The sequence below is a fragment of the Yinghuangia soli genome (assembly GCF_021502675.1).
Classification (GTDB): Bacteria; Actinomycetota; Actinomycetes; order Streptomycetales; family Streptomycetaceae; genus Yinghuangia; species Yinghuangia soli.
In genome coordinates this window covers 120,233-138,640 of sequence record NZ_JAKFHA010000010.1, presented here as the reverse complement: position 1 = coordinate 138,640, position 18,408 = coordinate 120,233, and the positions used below count along the sequence as shown (strand labels likewise).

At 72.6% G+C, this 18,408-nt stretch carries 15 protein-coding genes; 10 read left to right on the top strand and 5 right to left on the bottom strand.

Features of this window, described 5'->3' with window-relative positions; genetic code table 11:
* The first annotated feature begins 5 nt into the window (after window positions 1-5).
* The 4 genes from LZ495_RS18950 to LZ495_RS18935 all read left to right on the top strand — a co-directional run bounded on the left by LZ495_RS18950 (window position 6) and on the right by LZ495_RS18935 (window position 5,375).
* Window positions 6-2,273, top strand: a complete 2,268-nt coding sequence (locus LZ495_RS18950) for a serine/threonine-protein kinase (protein ID WP_235053504.1) — start codon at window positions 6-8, stop codon at window positions 2,271-2,273.
* Between the two features lie 167 nt (window positions 2,274-2,440).
* A complete protein-coding gene (locus LZ495_RS18945) occupies window positions 2,441-3,436 on the top strand; it encodes an NAD-dependent epimerase/dehydratase family protein (protein ID WP_235053503.1) in 996 nt (331 codons plus the stop codon).
* Window positions 3,433-4,203, top strand: coding sequence for a WecB/TagA/CpsF family glycosyltransferase (locus LZ495_RS18940; protein WP_235053502.1), 771 nt, complete (start codon window positions 3,433-3,435; stop codon window positions 4,201-4,203). Before LZ495_RS18945 ends, LZ495_RS18940 begins: the two co-directional genes overlap by 4 nt.
* A complete protein-coding gene (locus LZ495_RS18935) occupies window positions 4,200-5,375 on the top strand; it encodes a glycosyltransferase family 4 protein (RefSeq protein ID WP_235053501.1) in 1,176 nt (391 codons plus the stop codon). Before LZ495_RS18940 ends, LZ495_RS18935 begins: the two co-directional genes overlap by 4 nt.
* On the opposite strand, the gene LZ495_RS18930 is transcribed toward LZ495_RS18935, so the two are convergent.
* Entirely contained in the window at window positions 5,336-6,811 is a 1,476-nt protein-coding gene (locus LZ495_RS18930) for an oligosaccharide flippase family protein (RefSeq protein WP_235053500.1), read from the bottom strand. The genes LZ495_RS18935 and LZ495_RS18930 overlap by 40 nt on opposite strands.
* A gap of 36 nt (window positions 6,812-6,847) precedes the next feature.
* Window positions 6,848-7,444 carry a sugar transferase gene (locus tag LZ495_RS18925; protein WP_308268381.1) on the bottom strand — a complete coding sequence of 199 codons (597 nt, stop codon included), beginning with the start codon at window positions 7,442-7,444 and terminating at the stop codon, window positions 6,848-6,850.
* A gap of 260 nt (window positions 7,445-7,704) precedes the next feature.
* Here LZ495_RS18925 and LZ495_RS18920 point away from each other — a divergent pair, with 260 nt between their 5' ends.
* From LZ495_RS18920 to LZ495_RS18910, 3 genes are all read left to right on the top strand, one after another.
* Window positions 7,705-8,844, top strand: coding sequence for an LCP family protein (locus LZ495_RS18920; protein WP_235053498.1), 1,140 nt, complete (start codon window positions 7,705-7,707; stop codon window positions 8,842-8,844).
* A 158-nt stretch (window positions 8,845-9,002) separates the two neighbouring features.
* The gene (locus tag LZ495_RS18915) at window positions 9,003-10,529 is read left to right on the top strand and encodes a tyrosine-protein kinase domain-containing protein (protein ID WP_308268359.1); all 1,527 of its coding nucleotides are present in this window, start codon (window positions 9,003-9,005) and stop codon (window positions 10,527-10,529) included.
* Window positions 10,526-11,164 carry an arsenate reductase/protein-tyrosine-phosphatase family protein gene (locus LZ495_RS18910; protein WP_308268357.1) on the top strand — a complete coding sequence of 213 codons (639 nt, stop codon included), beginning with the start codon at window positions 10,526-10,528 and terminating at the stop codon, window positions 11,162-11,164. The genes LZ495_RS18915 and LZ495_RS18910 overlap by 4 nt, the downstream gene beginning before the upstream one ends.
* On the opposite strand, the gene LZ495_RS18905 is transcribed toward LZ495_RS18910, so the two are convergent.
* A complete protein-coding gene (locus tag LZ495_RS18905) occupies window positions 11,140-12,144 on the bottom strand; it encodes a polysaccharide deacetylase family protein (RefSeq protein ID WP_235053496.1) in 1,005 nt (334 codons plus the stop codon). The genes LZ495_RS18910 and LZ495_RS18905 overlap by 25 nt on opposite strands.
* Complete coding sequence (locus LZ495_RS18900; protein ID WP_235053494.1) at window positions 12,141-13,019, bottom strand: class I SAM-dependent methyltransferase; 879 nt, start codon at window positions 13,017-13,019, stop codon at window positions 12,141-12,143. The genes LZ495_RS18905 and LZ495_RS18900 overlap by 4 nt, the downstream gene beginning before the upstream one ends.
* Window positions 13,020-13,257: 238 nt before the next feature.
* Here LZ495_RS18900 and LZ495_RS44920 point away from each other — a divergent pair, with 238 nt between their 5' ends.
* Window positions 13,258-14,355 (top strand): GNAT family N-acetyltransferase, encoded by a 1,098-nt coding sequence (locus tag LZ495_RS44920; protein ID WP_235053492.1) that lies wholly within the window; start codon window positions 13,258-13,260, stop codon window positions 14,353-14,355.
* Complete coding sequence (locus LZ495_RS18890; RefSeq protein ID WP_235053491.1) at window positions 14,355-15,350, top strand: class I SAM-dependent methyltransferase; 996 nt, start codon at window positions 14,355-14,357, stop codon at window positions 15,348-15,350. Before LZ495_RS44920 ends, LZ495_RS18890 begins: the two co-directional genes overlap by 1 nt.
* 40 nt (window positions 15,351-15,390) lie before the next feature.
* Here LZ495_RS18890 and LZ495_RS18885 read toward each other — a convergent pair whose 3' ends face one another.
* Window positions 15,391-16,650 carry a nucleotide sugar dehydrogenase gene (locus LZ495_RS18885; RefSeq protein ID WP_235053489.1) on the bottom strand — a complete coding sequence of 420 codons (1,260 nt, stop codon included), beginning with the start codon at window positions 16,648-16,650 and terminating at the stop codon, window positions 15,391-15,393.
* Window positions 16,651-16,823: 173 nt separating this feature from the next.
* Here LZ495_RS18885 and LZ495_RS18880 point away from each other — a divergent pair, with 173 nt between their 5' ends.
* On the top strand, window positions 16,824-18,404 hold the full coding sequence (locus tag LZ495_RS18880; protein WP_235053487.1) for a Rieske 2Fe-2S domain-containing protein: 1,581 nt from the start codon (window positions 16,824-16,826) through the stop codon (window positions 18,402-18,404).
* The last annotated feature ends 4 nt before the right edge of the window (window positions 18,405-18,408 follow it).

Here is an 18,408-nt window from a genome sequence, read left to right as displayed (position 1 = left end):
CACGTGTGCTGGTGGACAGATACGAGCTGGTCGGGCTCCTCGGCCGCGGCGGTATGGGCGAGGTCTGGGAGGGCCGGGACCGGCTGATCGGGCGGCGCGTCGCGGTCAAGCTGCTGCCCACCGGCCACCAGGACCGGTTCGCGTCCGATCTCTTCTTCCGCGAGGCCCGTACTGCGGGCGGGCTCAACCACCCCGGCGTGGTGACCGTGCACGATCTCGGGCAGGACCCCGACAGCGACGCCATGTTCCTGGTCATGGAGTTCGTGGACGGCCGGGACCTGGCCACGCTGCTCAAGAGCGCCGGGCCGCCGCCGGTGCCGGTCGCGCTCGACTGGGCCGCGCAGACTGCCGCGGCGCTCGCGGCCGCGCACGAGGCGGGCATCGTGCACCGCGACCTCAAGCCCGCGAACCTGATGTGCCTGCGGGACGGCACGATCAAGGTGCTCGACTTCGGGATCGCCCGGTTCATGGCGGGCACCGAGACGTCCAGCCAGATCATGGGCACGTTCGCCTACATGGCGCCGGAACGTTTCGACCTGCGGCCCGGCGACGGCCGGTCCGACCTGTACTCGCTCGGCTGCGTGCTGCACGAATTCCTCACCGGCAGCCAGCCGTTCGACTCGGCTTCGGGGCCGGTGGCGGCGATGACCGCGCACCTGTACCAGGCGCCCACACCGCCCGGTGCGTCGCGGCCGGGCATCCCCGCCGCGATCGACGACCTCGTCCTGCACCTGCTCGCGAAGGCACCGGAGGACCGGCCCGATTCCGCGGCCGACGTGGCCCGGATGCTGCACGGGCTGGCGACGCACGTTGCGCCGGCCGCCTCTTCGGGCCCGTGGGCCGCGGTGCCGCCGGACCCGTCGTCTTCGCCGTCGTCCTCCGGGACCGTCTGGGCGCAGATGGAAGCGACCGCGACGGCCCCGCGGATCCCGCGCAGCGGCAACACGCCCCGCCCGGTGCCGCCGCCTGCCGAGCGGACGGACGCCACGAACGACGTCGGCGGATCGGACAGTTCGGACCGCCGGTCCGCGGCCGCGGCGGCACCGGCCGGGGCGCACGGCGAGGGCCCCGAGCCCCTGGCGTCCCCCGAGCCCCGCAAGCCGGTGACCCGCCGCACAGCGCTCTGGCTGGGGATCACCGCCGCGGCTGCCGCGGGCGGCGCGGCCGCGGCCGTCCTCGCGACCAGGGGCAGCGGCAGCGGCGAGACGCCCGCGGGGAACGCGAAGTCCTCGCCCGCCGGATCGTCCCAGGCATCACCGTCCGCACCGGCAACGCCCGGGGCACCCCCGGCAGCAACACCGTGGAAGCTCACCGTGGGCGAGCCGTCCGTGAACTCCCCGGCGCTCTCCGACGGCCTGGTCTACGTGACGGTCGGCTCGGAGCTCTTCGCGGTCGATGCCGCCACGGGCACGAAAAAGTGGAGCAAGCCGTTCGGCAGCGAACTCGGCGCACCTGCCGCCGCCGCCGGCCTGGTCTACGTCGCGAGCGAGCGCACCGGTCTCATGGCGCTCAATGCCGCCGACGGCAGCAACAGGTGGACGGCGCCGACGATCCAGATGCCCCGCGACCCGGTCGTGGCGGACGGCCTCGTCTACGTCGGGAGCGAGGACAAGAGCGTCTACGCCCTGGACGCCGTGACCGGCGTCAAACGCTGGAGCGCCGCGACCGGCGGCGCGGTCTACTCGACCCCGACCGTGGCCGATGGCACCGTCTACATCACCAGCGCGGACTTCCGCATCCACGCCCTTGATGCCGCGACCGGAAAGCTGCGCTGGAAGTCCGCCCGGAGCCCGTTCCCCTACGTGTTCGCTCCCGCCGTGTCGGACGGGCAGGTGTATGCGCTCGACCAGGAGCAGAACCTGGAGGCGCTCAAGGCGGGCGACGGCAAGCAGCTGTGGGCGTCGAGCATCGGCCACATCGCCGTCACCGGCCGCCTCCTGTCCTGGCCGTACGCCGCCGCCGGCCTCGTCTATGCGGTCGGCAAGCGGGAAATCCTGGCGCTGAAGGCCAAGGACGCCGAACCCCAGTGGCAGAGGCCGCTCAAGGCCACCGAGACGGCGTTCCTGTCCTGTCCGATCATCGTCGGCGGCAGCCTCCTGGTCGGCGACGACAAGGCGCTGCACGCGTTCGAGGCGGTCACCGGCGAACCCGGCTGGTCCGCCGAGATCGGCGCGGTCTACACGCGCCCGGTGACGGACGGACGCCTGGTCTACGCGGTCGCCCACAACGGCGTCCTGCATGCCGTCGACGCCAAGAGCGGCGCCCACGCCTGACCACCCCGTACGCAGCGCTGCCGCGGTCCCCCTGCGGCAAGCGGGCGTTTCGCATGGGCTGATCGGGTGGCTGTCGGCGGAGGTGCGTGTCGCAGTTGCGGAGTGCGGCGGGTGCGCAACCTATTGTCTGCGCATATTTATCCCGTTTCGTACCCGGGGAGCCACTTATGCCGTATGTAGACGCCGTGGTCACCGGAGCGGGAGGGTTCATCGGCGGACACTTGACCCGGGCCCTGCTGGCCGAGGGCAAGTCCGTTCGCGCGGTGGACCGCAAGCCGCTCACGGAGTGGTACCAGCAGCACGCCGGCGCGCAGAACCTCGTGCGCGACGTCTCGGTCCTCGATGCCTGCGAGGAGACCGTCCATGGCGGCGTGGGCGAGGTCTACCACCTCGCCGCCGACATGGGCGGCATGGGGTTCATCGAGAACAACAAGGCCGCGTGCATGCTGTCGGTACTGTCCAGCACACACATGCTCATGGCCTCGCGCGATGCCGGTGTGGGCCGCTACTTCTACGCGTCGTCCGCCTGCGTGTACGCCGCGGACAAGCAGACCGAAGCCGCGGTCCTGCCACTGCGCGAGGAGGACGCGTACCCCGCGATGCCGGAGGACGGCTACGGCTGGGAGAAGCTGTTCAGCGAGCGCATGGCCCGGCACTTCCGCGAGGACTACGGGCTGGCCACACGCACCGCGCGCTACCACAACATCTATGGTCCGCACGGTACTTGGGACGGCGGCCGGGAAAAGGCCCCCGCGGCCGCCTGCCGCAAGGTCGCCATCGCGGCGCTCACCGGCGGCGACGCGATCGAGATCTGGGGCGACGGCGAGCAGGTGCGCAGCTTCACCTACATCGACGACTGCGTCGCGGGCACGCTGCGGCTCACCCGCAGCGGCGCCGTGGAACCGCTCAACATCGGCTCCGACCAGTCGGTGACGATCAACGAACTGTACGCCGCGGTCGAGCAGATCGCCGGTGTGCGCCTCGGTCGGCGGCATGTGCCCGGGGCGCTCGGCGTGCGGGGCCGCAACAGCGACAACACCCGGGTGGTCAAGGAGCTGGAATGGGCGCCGTCCACCAGCCTGCTGCAGGGTCTGGAGCCGACCTACCGCTGGATCCACGCGCAGGTGAAGGCGGCCCTCGACGGCACTGGTCCGCGCCGGTGAGCCCCATCGCGCGCGTGGACGTGCTCGGCGTCGGCGTCAGCGCGGTCGACCCGGCCGACGCGCTCCGCGAGATCACGCGATGGGTCGACGAAGGCGAGCGCCACTACGTCTGCGTGACCGGCGTGCACGGCGTCATGGAGGCCCAACGCGACCCCCAACTCCTGCGCGTGCACAACAAGTCCGGGCTCACGGTGCCGGATGGCATGCCGATGGTGTGGGCCGGGCACCGCGCGGGCGCACGCCACATGCGGCAGGTGGCCGGGCCGGACCTGATGCTGGACGTCCTGGCCCGCGCCGCCGAACGCGGCTGGCGGTCGTACTTCTACGGCGGTGCCGAGGGCGTACCGGAGCTGCTGGCCGAGCGCCTGCAGGCACGGTTCCCCGGCTTGCAGGTCGCGGGGTCCTACTCGCCGCCGTTCCGGCCGCTCACGCCGCGCGAGGCCGGGTCGATCGTGGCCCGCATCAACGGCAGCGGCGCGGACCTGGTGTGGGTCGGCCTGTCCACGCCGAAGCAGGAGCGGTGGATGGCCGAGCACCGCGCGGCCCTGGACGCCGCGGTGCTGTTCGGTGTCGGCGCGGCGTTCGACGTGCACACCGGCCGGACCTCGCGTGCCCCCGCATGGATGTCCCGACGCGGGCTGGAGTGGTCGTACCGCATGGCCACCGAGCCGCGGCGGCTGGCCTGGCGCTACTTGCGCAACAACCCCTCCTACCTGGCCCGCATCGCGCGGCGACCGCCGCGCATGCGCGCGCCGGAGGAAAGGTGACGCCGCTGCGCATCGCCGTGGTGCACAGCTTCTACTCGGCGGCCCGGCCCAGCGGGGAGAACGAGGCGGTCCGCGATCAGGTCGCGGCGCTGCGCCGGGCCGGGCACGAGGTCGAACTCGTCGCGGTGCACACCGACGACGAGGCGCGCGCGTCGCGCCTGCATCCGCTGCGGGCGGCCGCGACCGTGGCCACCGGGCTGGGCCGGACCCCGCTCGCCCGGCTGCGGTCGTTCCGGCCGGACGTCGTGCACGTGCACAACCTCTTCCCCAATCTGACGCGCGGCTGGGTGCGCGCGTGGCCCGGCCCGCTGGTCGCCACCGTGCACAACTTCCGGCCGATCTGCGCGGGTTCGACGCTGTACCGGGCCGGCTCGGTGTGCACGTCCTGCCTGGACGGGGACCGCTGGGCCGGGCTGCGGAACGGGTGCTACCGCGATTCGCGCGTCGCGTCCGCACCGCTGGCGTGGGCGAACCGCAAGGGCGCGCCGGCCGATCCGCTGCTGAGCCGGGCCGACCGGCTCGTCGTGCTGTCCGAGCTCGGCCGCCGGATGTACGCCCGGGCCGGCATCCCGGCGGAACGCACGGTGCTGATCCCGAACTTCGCGGACGCCCCCGCTGCGCCCCGGGAGCCCGCCCGCGGCGGTGCATGGCTCTTCGCGGGCCGCCTGACCGCGGAGAAGGGCATCCTGGAACTCCTGGCCCGGTGGCCGGAGTCCGTACCGCTGGACGTCGTCGGCGACGGCGAACTCCGGGATGCGGCACGGGCGGCCGCGCCGGCGCAGGTGCGCTTCCTGGGCGCGCTGAGCCGGGCCGAGCTGCGCGCCGGGCTGCCCGGGCGGCGCGGGCTGGTGTTCCCCAGCCGCTGCTTCGAGGGCGCTCCCCTGGTCTATGTCGAGGCGCTGGCGGCCGGGCTGCCGGTGCTGGCGTTCGAAGGCTCCTCGGTGGCCGAGTCGGTCCGCGCCGCGGGCACCGGGACCGTGGTGGGGTGGGACGAGCCGCTGCTGCCGGTGCTCGACGAGGCGGCCCGGCGCTTTCCCGCGCTGGTCGGCCACTGCCGGGCGGTGTTCGCCGAGCGGTTCACCGAGGAGGCGTGGGTGCGGCGCACCGAGGAGTTGTACCGTGCGCTGGTCGATCAGCCCCGCAGAAGCCCGTTGGCGACCGCCGCCGAATAGAGCGGCAGGCGGCGGCGCAGCACCCAGCACGCCGCGGCCACCACGGACATGCCGAGCAGCCCGCCGGCCAGGCCGGCCACCGGACTGCCGTCCGCGGCACGGACGCCGAGCCATCCGCTCATTGCCAGGGCGGCACCGATGAGGGCGTGGACCGCATAGGGCCGGACCAGGGCGGCCGGCCGGATCAAGCCGTCGCGGCGCCAGCGGGCGATCTGCAGTGCGTGTCCCGCCCCGGCGGCCAGCGAACCGCCGAGGGCGAACACCGCAAGGTGCCGGACCTGCGTGACGGCGGCCGCGGTGCACGCCGCCATCACGGCCAGCACCAGGAGTTGCGTGTACAGCAGGAACAGCATCTTCTTGCGCGTCTCGTCGACCGCGTAGCCCACCGCGCACAGCAGCACCAGCGGGGCGCCCGCGGCGAGTACGGGCACGAGCAGTCCCACGGTTCCCCAGCCCGGTCCGAGCAACAGGGCCGCGACCGGCGGCCCGACCCCGGCCAGCGCCCCGAAGCACACGCAGGCAAGGGCGGACGACATCCCGAGGATCCCGGGCAGCATGCCGCCCAGCGAATCGCCTTGGCCGTTGACCCGGGCCATCGACGGCAGAAACGCGCGGCGCAGGCTCTGCGCGAGGAGAGAGGAGGGGATCCCGACAATGAGCACCGCCCGGGAGAACTGCCCGCCGACCGCGGATCCGAGATGCCGGGTCACCGCCCACAGGGCGACGTCGGCGACCAGCGCCTGGATCACGCCGTAGCCGGCGAACGCACCGGAGACGCCCAGCATCGCAGCGGCCCGGACCGGCTCGCCGTCCGGAAGCGGACAGGTCCGCAGCCGCGCGGAGGCCGCCGCCAGGACGAGCGTGGGGGCGATCACCTGGGCCGCGACCAGGCCGTACGGGCTCCATCCGGCGGCCAGGAGTGCGGCCCCGCAGGCCATCCCGGCGAATTGCGCCCAGGCCTCGGCGAGCGAGGCGAACCGGGCGTGGTCGAGCCGCCGCAGCGCGGCGGTGGCGACCAGGGAAGCCGGCTGCGTCAGGAAGAACAGGCCGAACAGCCGGACGATCGGGTCGATGTCCGGCAGCCCCCAGAGCACGGCTGCCGGTGCCGCGGCGAACTGCGCGGCCACGCAGCACAGCACGCCGGCGCCGAACGCGACGCGGTAGGCGGTGCGCACCGTCCGCCGGGTCAGCTCCTCGGCGCGCAGCAGGTAGGTCGAGAGCCCGGCGCCCGCCACGTAGCCCAGGACCGTGAGCGCGGCACTGGCCGCCGCGAACGCGCCGAACCCCTCGGGCCGGACCACGCGCGCGGTGAACGCGGTGTAGCAGAGCTGGAGCAGGGCGCCGGCCAGCGCCGCCGACGAGTTCCAGGCGAGCGCGGACAGCGCGGTGCGCGCCTCGCGCGGCGGCGGGCCCGAAGCCTTGGGGGCTTCGGGCACTTCCGCTGCTTTCGGTACCCCCGGTGCCGCCATCGGTCAGCGCGCTCCGCGGGCGGTGAGGACGGCGGGCACGGTCCGGGCCAGGATGGCCAGGTCCAGGCGTACCGAGGTGTTCGCGACGTAGTGCAGGTCGAGTCGCACCATTTCGTCCCAGGGCAGGTCGGAGCGTCCGCTGACCTGCCACAGGCCGGTCATGCCGGGCGCGACGTCGAGGCGCTTGCGGGCCGGCCCTTCGTAGTCCGACTCCTCCATGAGCAGCGGGCGCGGCCCGACGAGGGACATGTCGCCGCGCAGCACGTTGAACAGCTGCGGGAGTTCGTCCAGGGACAGCCGGCGCAGCGTACGGCCGACCCGGGTGACCCGGGGGTCGTCGCGCAGCTTGAACAGGTGCCCGTCGGCCTCGTTCAGGTCCGCGAGTGCCGCCCGGGCGGCGTGCGCCCCGACGTGCATCGTGCGGAATTTGAACATGCAGAAGGGCGCGCCGTGCCTTCCGGCCCGCACCTGCCGGTGCAGCACCGGGCCCGGTGTCGTGAATTTGACGAGCAGCAGAATGACCACCATGAATGGCGCGAACATGACCAGAATAAGCAGGCTCAAGGTCATGTCGATAAGCCATTTGGGGGAAAGTCGCACGACCAGCGGACGTGCCACATAAATTGCCACGTTCCCACTCCTCGGAGGGATATCTTGTGCGGCAAACCTAAAATCCCCCCAACCGGAAATCACTCTCACACAGTGACAACGGCGTCGTGGTTCCGCCACGCGCCCGCTGCTCCGAACGGATAGGTGTGATTCATGCGTTGCTCGCTCCTGGGCCGGAAACAGCGGGATCTGCCGGATGACGGGACCACCCGATCGGCCGACGCGTCCGGCGCCCGAACGGACGCACGCCGGTGAGCGGGTCGGGACTCGGCTCGTGGTTCCCGGGCCCGGAGGACACACCGTCGGAGGACGCGCCGCCGGAGGGCCAGTGGGGTCCGCCGCCGCCCGCGGGGCGGCTGCGCAGGGTGCTGTTCGGGCTGCTGGCCGCCGCGGTGCTGCTGGCCGCGGTGCTGGGCGGGACGGGCTGGTGGCTGTACCGGCAGCTGGACGGCAACATCCGCACCGACGACGACACGCGGAAGTCCCTCGCCCAGGTCGAAAAGGAGCGGCCCAAGGCCGCCGGCCCGGCCCGCAACCTGCTGATCATGGGCTCGGACTACCGGCCCGAACTGGGCAGCGCCCGCTCGGACACCACCCTGCTCCTGCACCTGTCGGGCGACGGGCGGCGCGCCCTCGTGGTCAGCGTGCCGCGCGACCTGATGGTGTGGATCCCGGACTGCGCGCGGGACGGCAAGAGCGCCGCGGACGCCGGACCGGAGCCGGACGGCGGCAGAGCGCCCGGCGCGCTGCGCTACGAGCAGTTCAACTGGAGCTTCGACATCGGCGGCCCCGCCTGCACGATCCGCACCGTCGAGCGGCTGACGGGCGTGCGCATCGACCACCACATGGTGCTGGGCTTCGACGGCTTCACCCGGCTGGTGGACGAACTCGGCGGCGTCGAGGTCGAGCTGCCCGCCGCCGAGCGGGACCCGAACGTCGGCCTCGACCTGCCGGCCGGCCGCTCGGTCCTGCACGGCCAGGACGCCCTGGCGTACGTGCGGGCCCGCCAGTATGTGGGCGACGGCAGCGACACGAACCGCATGGCCCGCCAGCAGGAGTTCATGCGGAAGCTGGCCGCGAAGGTGCGCGGCGGAGACGTCCTGCTGAACCCCGTCCGGCTGTACCGGGTGCTGGACGCCGCGACATCCGCGGTCACCGCCGATGCCGGCCTCGACTCGCTGGACGAGCTGTACGGGCTGGTCGAGCGCCTGCGCGCGGTCCCGGAGGGGAACGTGTCGTTCGTGACGGTGCCGCGCAAGGCCTACCCGGCCGACCCGAACCGCGACGTCCTCGCCGAGCCCGCCGCGGGCGCGCTGTTCACCGCACTGCGCGCGGACCGCCCGTACGCACCGGACTCGTTCGTGCCGCCGCCGATCCCGCCGGCGCCCTGACCCGGCAGCACGGCGAAGAAAGCCTGACTCGGTCCGACCGCCCGCAATGCGGCCGCTGCAAAACGCTCGGCGACGGCGGTCGCGCGAACACGTATCCGGACGCCTCGAATGGACCAGGCCGGTTCACGGGAAATGACGCGGCGCGTCTCTAAGCTCAGGTGCAGGGATATCTCATATTCCCGGCCGAATTCCGGACGGCTCGGCTGTCGGGCGGGAACTACCCGAAGAGGTGCACGGTGGACTTGCGCGGATTCCTCAGGGCGCTGTCGCGGCGGTGGGTGTCAGTGGCCCTCCTCGCCCTCGGCGGACTGGCCGCCGGACTCACGCTGACGGCCTGCTCGACGGCCCAGTACAAGTCGGTGAGCCAGATCTTCGTGGCCACCCGGGGTACCTCGGACGTCGCCGAGATGAACCAGGGCAGCGCCTTCTCGCAGGCCCGCGTGCAGTCCTACGCGGACATCATCGCCAGTCCGCGCGTCACCGCCCCGGTGGTGAAGCAACTCGGCCTGGACACCAGCGCCCGGGCCCTGGCCGACCGGGTCCAGGCGACGGCCCGGCTCAACACGGTGCTCATCGACATCACGGTGACCGACACCGACCCGGAGCGGGCGGCGCTCATCGCCAATGCGGTGGCCGCGGAAGCGGGCCTGCTGATCGTCGACCTCGAGACGCCGCCCGGGCAAGGTGCCGCTCCCGTGCACATCGGCATCACCCGGAGCGGGGTGCCGGCCACCGACCCGGTCTCCCCGAAGCCGCTCCTCAACGCGGGCGCGGGGCTGCTGGGCGGCCTGCTCACCGGCATCGCCTTCGCGCTGCTGCGGCACACGCTCGACACCACGCTGCGGACCGGCGAAGAGATCGGCGAGACCGCCGGCATCGCGGTGCTCGGCTCGGTGCCCTTCGACAAGGCCGCGGTGGCCGCACCGCTCGCGATCGGCGACCAGGCGCTCAGCGCCCGGGCCGAGGCGTTCCGCCTGGTGCGCACCAACCTGCAGTTCGCGCAGGTCGACCACCGGCCGCACGTGATCATCGTGACCAGTTCGCTGCCCGGCGAGGGCAAGACCAACACCGCGGCGAACCTGGCCCTTTCGCTGGCCCAGGCCGGGCACACCACGTGCCTGATCGACGCGGACCTGCGCAACCCGTGCGTGGCCAAGACGTTCGGGCTCGTGCAGTCGGCGGGTCTGACGTCGGTGCTGATCGGTGCCGCCACGGTCTCCGACGTCCTGCAGTGGGCGGGCGACGACACACTGGCGGTGCTCACGTCCGGGCCGATCCCGCCCAACCCGGCGGAGATCCTGGCCTCGCAGCGGATGAGCCAGGTCCTGCGCGACGTGGCCACGGCGTTCGACGTGGTGATCGTGGACACCGCGCCGCTGCTGCCGGTCGCCGACACCCTGGGGCTGGCACCGCTCACGGACGCCGCCATCCTCGTGGTGCGCGCCGGGAAGACGCCGGCCGACCAGGTGCGGGCGGCGGCCGACGGCCTGCGTGCCGTCGGCGCGCACATCCTGGGCGGCGTACTGAGCATGACGGACCCGCAGCAGCAGCGGACGTACGGCTACGGGTACGGGTTCGAGCACGTGGACGCGGCGAAGCGGGCCGCCGACGCCACCGCGCCGCGCCCGCGGCCGGTGCGGTCGGAGGCCGATGCCGGAGCGATGGGCACGGGGGTCGGCGCGTGATCGGCGTCGGGCCCGCGGTGCGGCGGGAGTCCGACGCGTTCACCGTCCTGTTCGTGTGCACCGGCAATCTGTACCGGTCGCCGCTCGCGGAGCGGCTGCTCGCGGCGCGGCTCGGCGCGGGCGGCCCGGAGGCGGCGGCCGATTCGCTGCCGGGCATCGTGGTGCGCAGTGCCGGGACGCACGCCCGGCCGGGAGCCGTGCTGGGCGCGGACACCCGGCAGGTGATGGCCGAATTCGGCGGCGACGGAAGCGGGTTCGCGGCGCGCCGCCTCACCGAGAGGGACGTCGCGGGGGCCGATCTGGTGCTGGGGATGGCGCGGGAGCACCGCGAGGCGGCCGTGGGGCTGTGCCCGTCGGTGCTGCGGCGGTGCTTCGCCTTCGAGGAGTTCGTACGCCTTGCCGCGGTGGCCTCGGAACCGGCTGCGGACCCGGCCGCGGACCCGCGTGAGATCGTGGCGCGCGCCGCGGCCCTGCGCGGGCGGGTCCGGCCGCCGGCCCCGGACGCCGACGACATCGCGGACCCGGTCGACCTGCCGCCGGAGGCGCTGCGGGCCTGCGCGGCCCGGGTGGACCGGGCGGTGCGGCGGACCGCGGTGCTGCTGGCGCCGCGTCACGAGCTCCTGGCGAACGGCTGAACCGCGCGCGCCGCCGATCGAGCGACCGTGCGTCCGACCCGGAACACCGCCGGATGCAGTCCGGACAGCACGGTCGCGAAGCGGTCCGGGCCGGCCGCGGGCGTGACCACCAGGCGGTCGATGCCCAGCGGGGAGCAGGACCCGGGCCGGGCCAGGCTGTGGTTGTAGAGGAACGCCGTGCGGTAGCCGCACTTGTCGAGGAGGCGGTGCGCGCGGGCGTCGGTGTTGCCGTTGGGGTAGGCGAACGACGTCGGGGCGCTGCCGAGCAGTCCGGCGAGCCGGTCGTGCGCTCCCAGGATCTCCTCCTCGACCTGGCGGTCGTCGCAGCGGTCGAGGCACGGATGGGTCAGCGTGTGGCTGCCGATCTCGACGCCGCCGTCGCGGAGTTGCACGAGCTGCTCCGGAGTGAGCTGCGGGCGGCGCGGTGCCTGGGCGGTGGCGGTCTCCCGCAACTCCTCCAGTACGGAACGGCGTTCGTTCTCGGTGAGCAGCTTCATCGGATGCGGGACGATCTCGGGGGCCACCTCGGGCAGGCGGCGGCTGCGGCCGCCGTGCCGGGCCAAGTACTCGGCCTCGTCCCACCAGAACGGCGTGTCGGTGCCGATCAGGCCGGCGACCACGAAGCACACGGCCGGGATGCCGCGGGCGGCAAGCAGCGGCAGGCCTTCGGTGGCCACGCTGACGTCGCCGTCGTCGAAGGTCACCAGGACGCTGTACGGAGGCAGGCGGCGTCCGTTGTGCACGGCGTCCTCGACCTGGCGCAGCGAGACCGGGAACGCGTGCGCCTGCAGGTGGTCCATCTGGGCGGCGAACCCCTCGGCGTCGTCGATGCCGTGGTAGCCGAGCACCGCGAGCCGGTCGGCGGACCGGCGGCGCAGGTAGGCCTGGAGCGGGGAGCGGCGCAGCGCGGCGTCCGCTCCCGGCCAGGCATCGGCGCGGGCGTACCAGGACGCCAGCCGGGCGCGGACCGCGGGGTTCACGCGGTCCGGGCCGCGGCGGTCGGCCGGGCGGCCTCGGCGGCCTGCGAGGTGAAGGCCGCGCCGATGCCCAGGCCCGGGTACCAGTGGTCGGCCGGTTTCTCGTCGAAGTAGAGGAAGCGCATGCCCTGGGCGTCCGCCCAGCGCGGCAGCGTCCACCACATGTTGCAGCGGGTCGCGACCACGACGGCGCGCGGCGACAGCAGGGGCCGGGCCGCGGTGAGTTCCGCGAGTTCGTGGTCCTGGGTGAAGGCGGTGTCGGAGATGAACAGGTCGACGGGCATCTGCCGGGCCACCGGCCCGGCCAGGAACTCCAGGGAGTCCCCGACCACGTGGTCGACGATCTTGTCGTACGGCGGCAGGATCAGCTCGCCGCTGCGGTCGTCGAAGTCGCAGGTGGCCAGCCGGCCGGTGCCGTTGCGCAGCATGGCGGCGGCGATCACCGCGCTGCCCAGGCCGCGGTTGGTGCCGGTCTCCACCACGAACTCCGGGCGGAGCGCGCGGACCAGGGCGTACCAGCCGATCCGGCGGCCGTAGCGGACGACCGGGTCGGTGGTGGCGCGCCGCGGACTGCGGGCCAGGCCGTCGCCCACCACCCGGCGCAGGTCGTCGTCCTCGCGGATCTCGGCGAGGTACCTGCGCGCGTCCGCGGCGGGGACGCCGGTGACGGTGGTGACGAACCAGGCGAGGTGTTCGAGGTTGAGGCGCTCCAGGTCGTACGTGTAGTGCACGTGTTCGCGTGAGCGCACCAGCCACGACGCCGTCCGGGCCGCGGTGCGGGCGTTGTGCCGGGCCACCGCGGCGATCCGGCCGGGCAGCACGGCGAGCGGGGCGAGCGGGCTGGCGGCGATGCGCCGCGTCAATCGGTTGTGCAACACGAATGCTCCTAGTGGGTGACTGAGCCGTCGGCGCGGTACTTCTGCCGTCCCGGATGGAGGATTCGTGGCAATTTACCCCTGTGCCATCGAATCGATATGCCGGACATGCGGGGGAACATGCATGTCGCCGATCCTGTACGCCATACGGCGTGTCGTTCCTGGCGGACTCCCGCGGGTCCCCCTGCGTCCGCCCGCGCCGCGGCCTCGACACGCACGGAATCACCCCTGCGGCGGACCGGTGACCGCGCTTACCGCACCGGCCGGCGACGGGGCCGCGGTCCGCAGCGGGTTCGCCGTCCACCGTGCCCCGGACGCGCTCGCCGCGTACGAGGACGGTTGGCGCGAGCTGGCCGCGGCCACCCCGGGGGCGTCGTACTTCGGCACGCCGGACTGGGTGCTCGCGGCGTGGGAGGACCTGGGCGCCGCCGCCGCGCGCCACGCCGAGACCGCGGTGTGGACCGCACCGGACGGCACCGTCGAGGCCGTCCTCCCCCTGCTCCGCACCCGCGGCCGGCTGCACCCGCGCATCCCGCTCCCGGTCCGGCACTGGACCCTACTGGGCCTCGCCGACGCCGCCGACCACGGCGTGCTGCTCGCTGCTGCGCACCGCCGCGACGCCGTGCGCGCCCATCTGCGGGCCCGGACCCGGAACGCCGCGCTGTGGCTGCCCGCGCTCGACCCCGAGGCCGACACCGCGCTGCTGCCTGCCGGGTGCCGCCTGCTCGCCCGCGAGACGTGTCCGCGCCTCGCGGTCGGCGGCGGACGGCAGGCCGGCTCCGCGGGATTCCGCCGCCTCATGCGCCGCCGGACCCGGCAGCTCGAGGCCGACGGCGTCACCTTCCGGTGGGTCCCTCCGGAGGCCATGACCGCCGGAGTGTTCGACACGGTTGCGCACCTGCACCGGGTACGGCGCGAACACCTGGGCACGCCAAGCGGCTTCGATTTGTCCCGGCGGGACTTCCACGTGCGGCTCATGGCCCGCGCGGCCCCCGGGCGGGGCCCGGCCGCCATGCTCGCGGAGCGCGGCGGGGAACCCGTCGGCGCGGTGTACGGATTCCTGTGGGGCGACACGTTCGCCTACTACAACGGCGGCTGGGACCCGGCCTTCGCGCGGCTCAGCCTCGGCACCGTCCTGCTCGACCGCACCATCACGGCGACCGCCGACGAGGCAGGCGCCCGGCACTTCGACTTCCTGCGCGGCGGCGAGGCCTACAAGTACGCCTCGTTCGGCGCAGACGACCGCTTCGACGAGCAGTGGCTGCTCCCCCGCGGACCGTCCGCCCGCCTGGCCGGCGCGATCCTGCGCACCGCCAAATCCCGGAAGGAGCGCCGCTGATGACGGACCCGCAGGCGACCGCCCGACCGAACCCCTCCGAGAACAGGACCGCGATGCCCGACAACACCGCCCGCCGGAAGCCGAGCCTGCGCACCGCCGCCAAGGCCGGTGCCGTCACCCTCAACAAGGCCCTGTCGCACCTGGGCGTGCTGGTCTCGCCCCGGCACTACTACGCGTCCGCGCCCGACCTGCGCGCCCTGGCCGGGACCCGCGCCGTCTGGGCACCTGCCTCCGAACTCCCGGGAATCGACGTCGATTTGGATGCCCAGGCCACCTGGCTCCGGGACACCTGCACGCCGTTTGCCGCCGAGTACGAGGGCGGCCGCGCCTACCAGGAGGCCGCGCATCTGGGCCCCGGCTACGGCTTCGTCGAGGCGCAGGCCCTGCACGGCATCCTGCGCGCGCTGCGCCCGCGCCGGTACCTCGAAGTCGGCAGCGGCGTCTCCACCCGCCTCGCCCTCGCTGCCCTCGACCGCAACGCGGCGGACGGCCACCCGGGCGCGGTCACCTGCGTCGAGCCGTACCCGCACGCCTGGCTCGCCGCCGACCCGCGCGTGGACCTCCACCGCGCTCCCGTGCAGACGGTGGGCACCGACCCGTTCACCGCACTCGAAGCCGGCGATGTGCTGTTCGTCGACTCCTCGCACGTGGTCAAGGCCGGCAGCGACGTCAACTTCCTGGTGCTCGAGGTCTTCCCGCGCCTGGCCCCGGGTGTGGTCGTGCACGTGCACGACATCTACCTGCCCTACGACTATCAACGGGACCTACTGGACACGCCGTTCCACTGGGCCGAGACCTCACTGGTCCGCGCGTACCTCACCCACAATCACCGAGTGCGGATCCTGGCCTGCCTCTCGCATCTGCACTACGCACGCCCTGCGGACCTGGGCAAGATCTTCCCCGACTACGTCCCGCAGCCCGGACGCGACGGCCTGCGGCTCCGCCCGGACGCGGCGGGCCACTTCCCGTCGTCGCTCTGGTTCGTCACCCGCTGACGCCGGCCCTCGGCCGGCTCCCCGGCCGGGGCACCCGGATTCAGAGGACCTCGATGTGCTCCGCACGGCCGAGCGTGCGGCGGCAGTCGAGGATGTAGGACGCGTGCTCGCGGATCATGTCCAGTTCGGTGTCGTCGTGGTCGACGAGCAGGACGACGGCGTCGGCCGCGGCGACGATGTCCGCGGTCATGTCGACACGCCGGAGCCGGGCGTCGAACCGGTGCGCGGCATCGACGTGCGGGTCGACCGCGGCGACCTCGGCGCCGAGGTCGAGCAGCATGTGCGCGATCCGGGCGGACGGCGATTCGCGCGCGTCGCCGGTGTTCTTCTTGTAGGCGAGGCCGACGAGGAGCAACTTCGCGCCCTTCACGCACTGGTGGCGCTCGTTGAGCGCGGTCGTGAGCCGGCGGACCACGTAGTCGGGCATGTGGTTGTTCACGTCGTTCGCCAGCTCCACGAAGCGGAAGCTCTGGCCCAAGGCCCGCTGCACCCGCCAGGACAGGTACGACGGGTCGATGGGCAGGCAGTGGCCGCCGACCCCCGGCCCCGGCGTGAAGCGCATGAATCCGAACGGTTTCGTGGCACAGGCGTCGATGGCCTCCCACACGTCGATGCCCAGGTCGTGGGCGAACATCGCGACCTCGTTCACCAGCGCGATGTTGACGTGCCGGAAGGTGTTCTCCAGCAACTTGGCCAGCTCGGCCTCCTTCGGCGTCGACACCGGCACGGTGCGCTCGACCAGCGAGGAGTAGAAGGCGTCGACGGCGGCGAGCGACGCGGCGTCGACACCCGACACCACCTTCGGGGTGTTGACCAGGTTCCACACCGGATTGCCCGGGTCGATCCGCTCCGGACTGAACCCCAGCCGGAAGTCGCGGCCGGCGGCCAAGCCGGACACCTCGGCCAGGACCGGGCCGACGAGTTCCTCGGTGGTCCCGGGGAACGTCGTGGACTCCAGCACGACAATCGCGCCCGGGCGCAGGAAGCCGCCCAGGGTGCGTGCGCAGGCCTCGACGTAGGAGAGGTCCGGGGCGCCTTCCCGCAGCGGCGTGGGCACGGTGATCACCGCGACGTCGAACCCGGCGAGATCCCCCGGCTCGCAGGTCGCCCGGTAGCGGCCGGCCGCGGTGACCGCGCTCAGATCCTGCGCCGGAATGTCCTCGATATAGGACTCTCCGGCGATCAGCCGTTTCACCCGGGATTCGTCGGTGTCGTATCCGATGACGTCGTGCCCGACCTGCGCGGCACGTACCGCCAATGGAAGACCGACATATCCCTGGCCGGCGACGACAACACGCATGGTCCGCCCTTTCCAAAGGTGTTGCCAGGGTAGGCGAACCGCGTGGCGCATTTCCCGGCGCGCGCTGCTCCGCGCGGGTGAAACCGCTCCCGGTCGTGCGGCAAGCCACGCCGACCCGCGGTCGATTGCCGGGAAGGTGGGCGTGGCCATTCGGACGACCGAAGGATCCGGACATGAACGAACCGCGCCACACCGTGCACTTCTACGGACACGCCTGCATTTACGTGCAGACACCCGACGTGTCCCTGGTGGTCGATCCGTGGTTCACCCGGCGCGGCGCCTTCCTGTCGACCTGGCACCAGTTTCCCCGCAACGACCAGCTCGACCTGGAGCCGCTGCGCGCGGCCGACTATGTCTTCCTCTCGCACGAGCACCGGGACCATTTCGACCCGGAGTTCCTGCGTACGCTCCGGCCCGACACGAAGATCCTGATTCCCCGCTACACGGACGGCTATCTGCAGCGCGAGCTGGCCGGCAGCGTCCGCAACGAGGTCGTCGTCCTGGACTCGCACGAGACCTACTCGCTCGGGCCGGACCTCGCGGTGACGCCGGTGGTGCAGTCGGTGCCGATCTGGGACGACTGCACACTCGTGATCCGGACTCCCCAGGCCACCATCGCGGACGTCAACGACATGAAGCTGTCCGCACGGGATCTCGCCTGGCTGCGCGAGTCGTTCGACATCGACTACCTGTTCATGCAATTCTCCGGCGCGAACTGGCATCCGTACGTGTACGACTATTCGCCCGAGGAAAAGCGGCGGATTTCCCGGCACAAGCGAGAGAACAAGTTCGGTGCGGTGCACAAGATGTTCGCGGCCTCCGGAGCGCGATGGCTGGTGCCCGCGGCGGGCCCGCCGTGCTTCCTGGACCCGGAGTTCTCCGCGCTGAACCTGGACGACGACTCGATCTTCCCGACCCAGGCGGAATTCCACGCGTACGCCGAGCGCGAAGGATTCGCCGAACGCACCGTCATCCTGCTGCCCGGCGACGAACTCGTACCGCACGTCGATCACGCCAAGGACAACAAACGCCGTTTGGAACATCCGTGCTTCACGGACCGGCATGCCTATCTGTCCGACTATCAGCGCGACCGGGCACCGGATATCGCGCAGGCGCTCGCGGAAATTCCCCAAGCCCCCGGACCGCTGCTCGGAAAGCTCCGCGAGTACTTCCAACCCCTGGTCTCCGCCTCCGCGTTCTTCCGGGACCGCATCGGCGGCCGGCTGCTCGTCGAGAGCGTCGGCGCCTGCCCCGAGTCCGTGATCGTCGACTTCACCCGGTACCAGGACTCGGTCTACCCGCACGCCGGAGAGGACTACTTCTACCGGCTCCGCGTCGAGGACCGGCTGCTGAACCTGGTGCTGGACCGGGAGCTCAGCTGGGAGGAACTGTTCCTGAGCCTGCGCTTCGAGGCGAGCCGCGAGCCGGACCGCTACAACGAATTCCTCGTCGTCTTCCTCAGGTTCGCCGACCCGGAGAGCTACCGCGCGTACGCGCGGTACGAGCGCGGCAAGCAACTCGACGAGCGCACGGTGGTCGAGCACGAAGGCAGCCGGTACGAGATCCAGCGGTACTGCCCGCATGCGATGGCCGACCTGGCGACGGCCGAGATCAAGGACGGGTGCGTGGTGTGCCCCGGCCATGGCTGGGCGTTCCGGCTCGACGACGGTACATGCGCGACCAACCCGGCGCGGATCGCGGTACGCCCTCTCGCGGACCCGTCTCCGCAAGCAGCCGGACCAGACCCTCGGTGAACCG

Coding starts and splice junctions, on each gene's coding strand:
- LZ495_RS18945 (WP_235053503.1), top strand. CDS start 2,441: ATGCCGTATGTAGACGCCGTGGTCACCGGAGCGGGAGGGTTCATCGGC.
- LZ495_RS18890 (WP_235053491.1), top strand. CDS start 14,355: ATGACGGACCCGCAGGCGACCGCCCGACCGAACCCCTCCGAGAACAGG.
- LZ495_RS18885 (WP_235053489.1), bottom strand. CDS start 16,650: ATGCGTGTTGTCGTCGCCGGCCAGGGATATGTCGGTCTTCCATTGGCG.
- LZ495_RS18880 (WP_235053487.1), top strand. CDS start 16,824: ATGAACGAACCGCGCCACACCGTGCACTTCTACGGACACGCCTGCATT.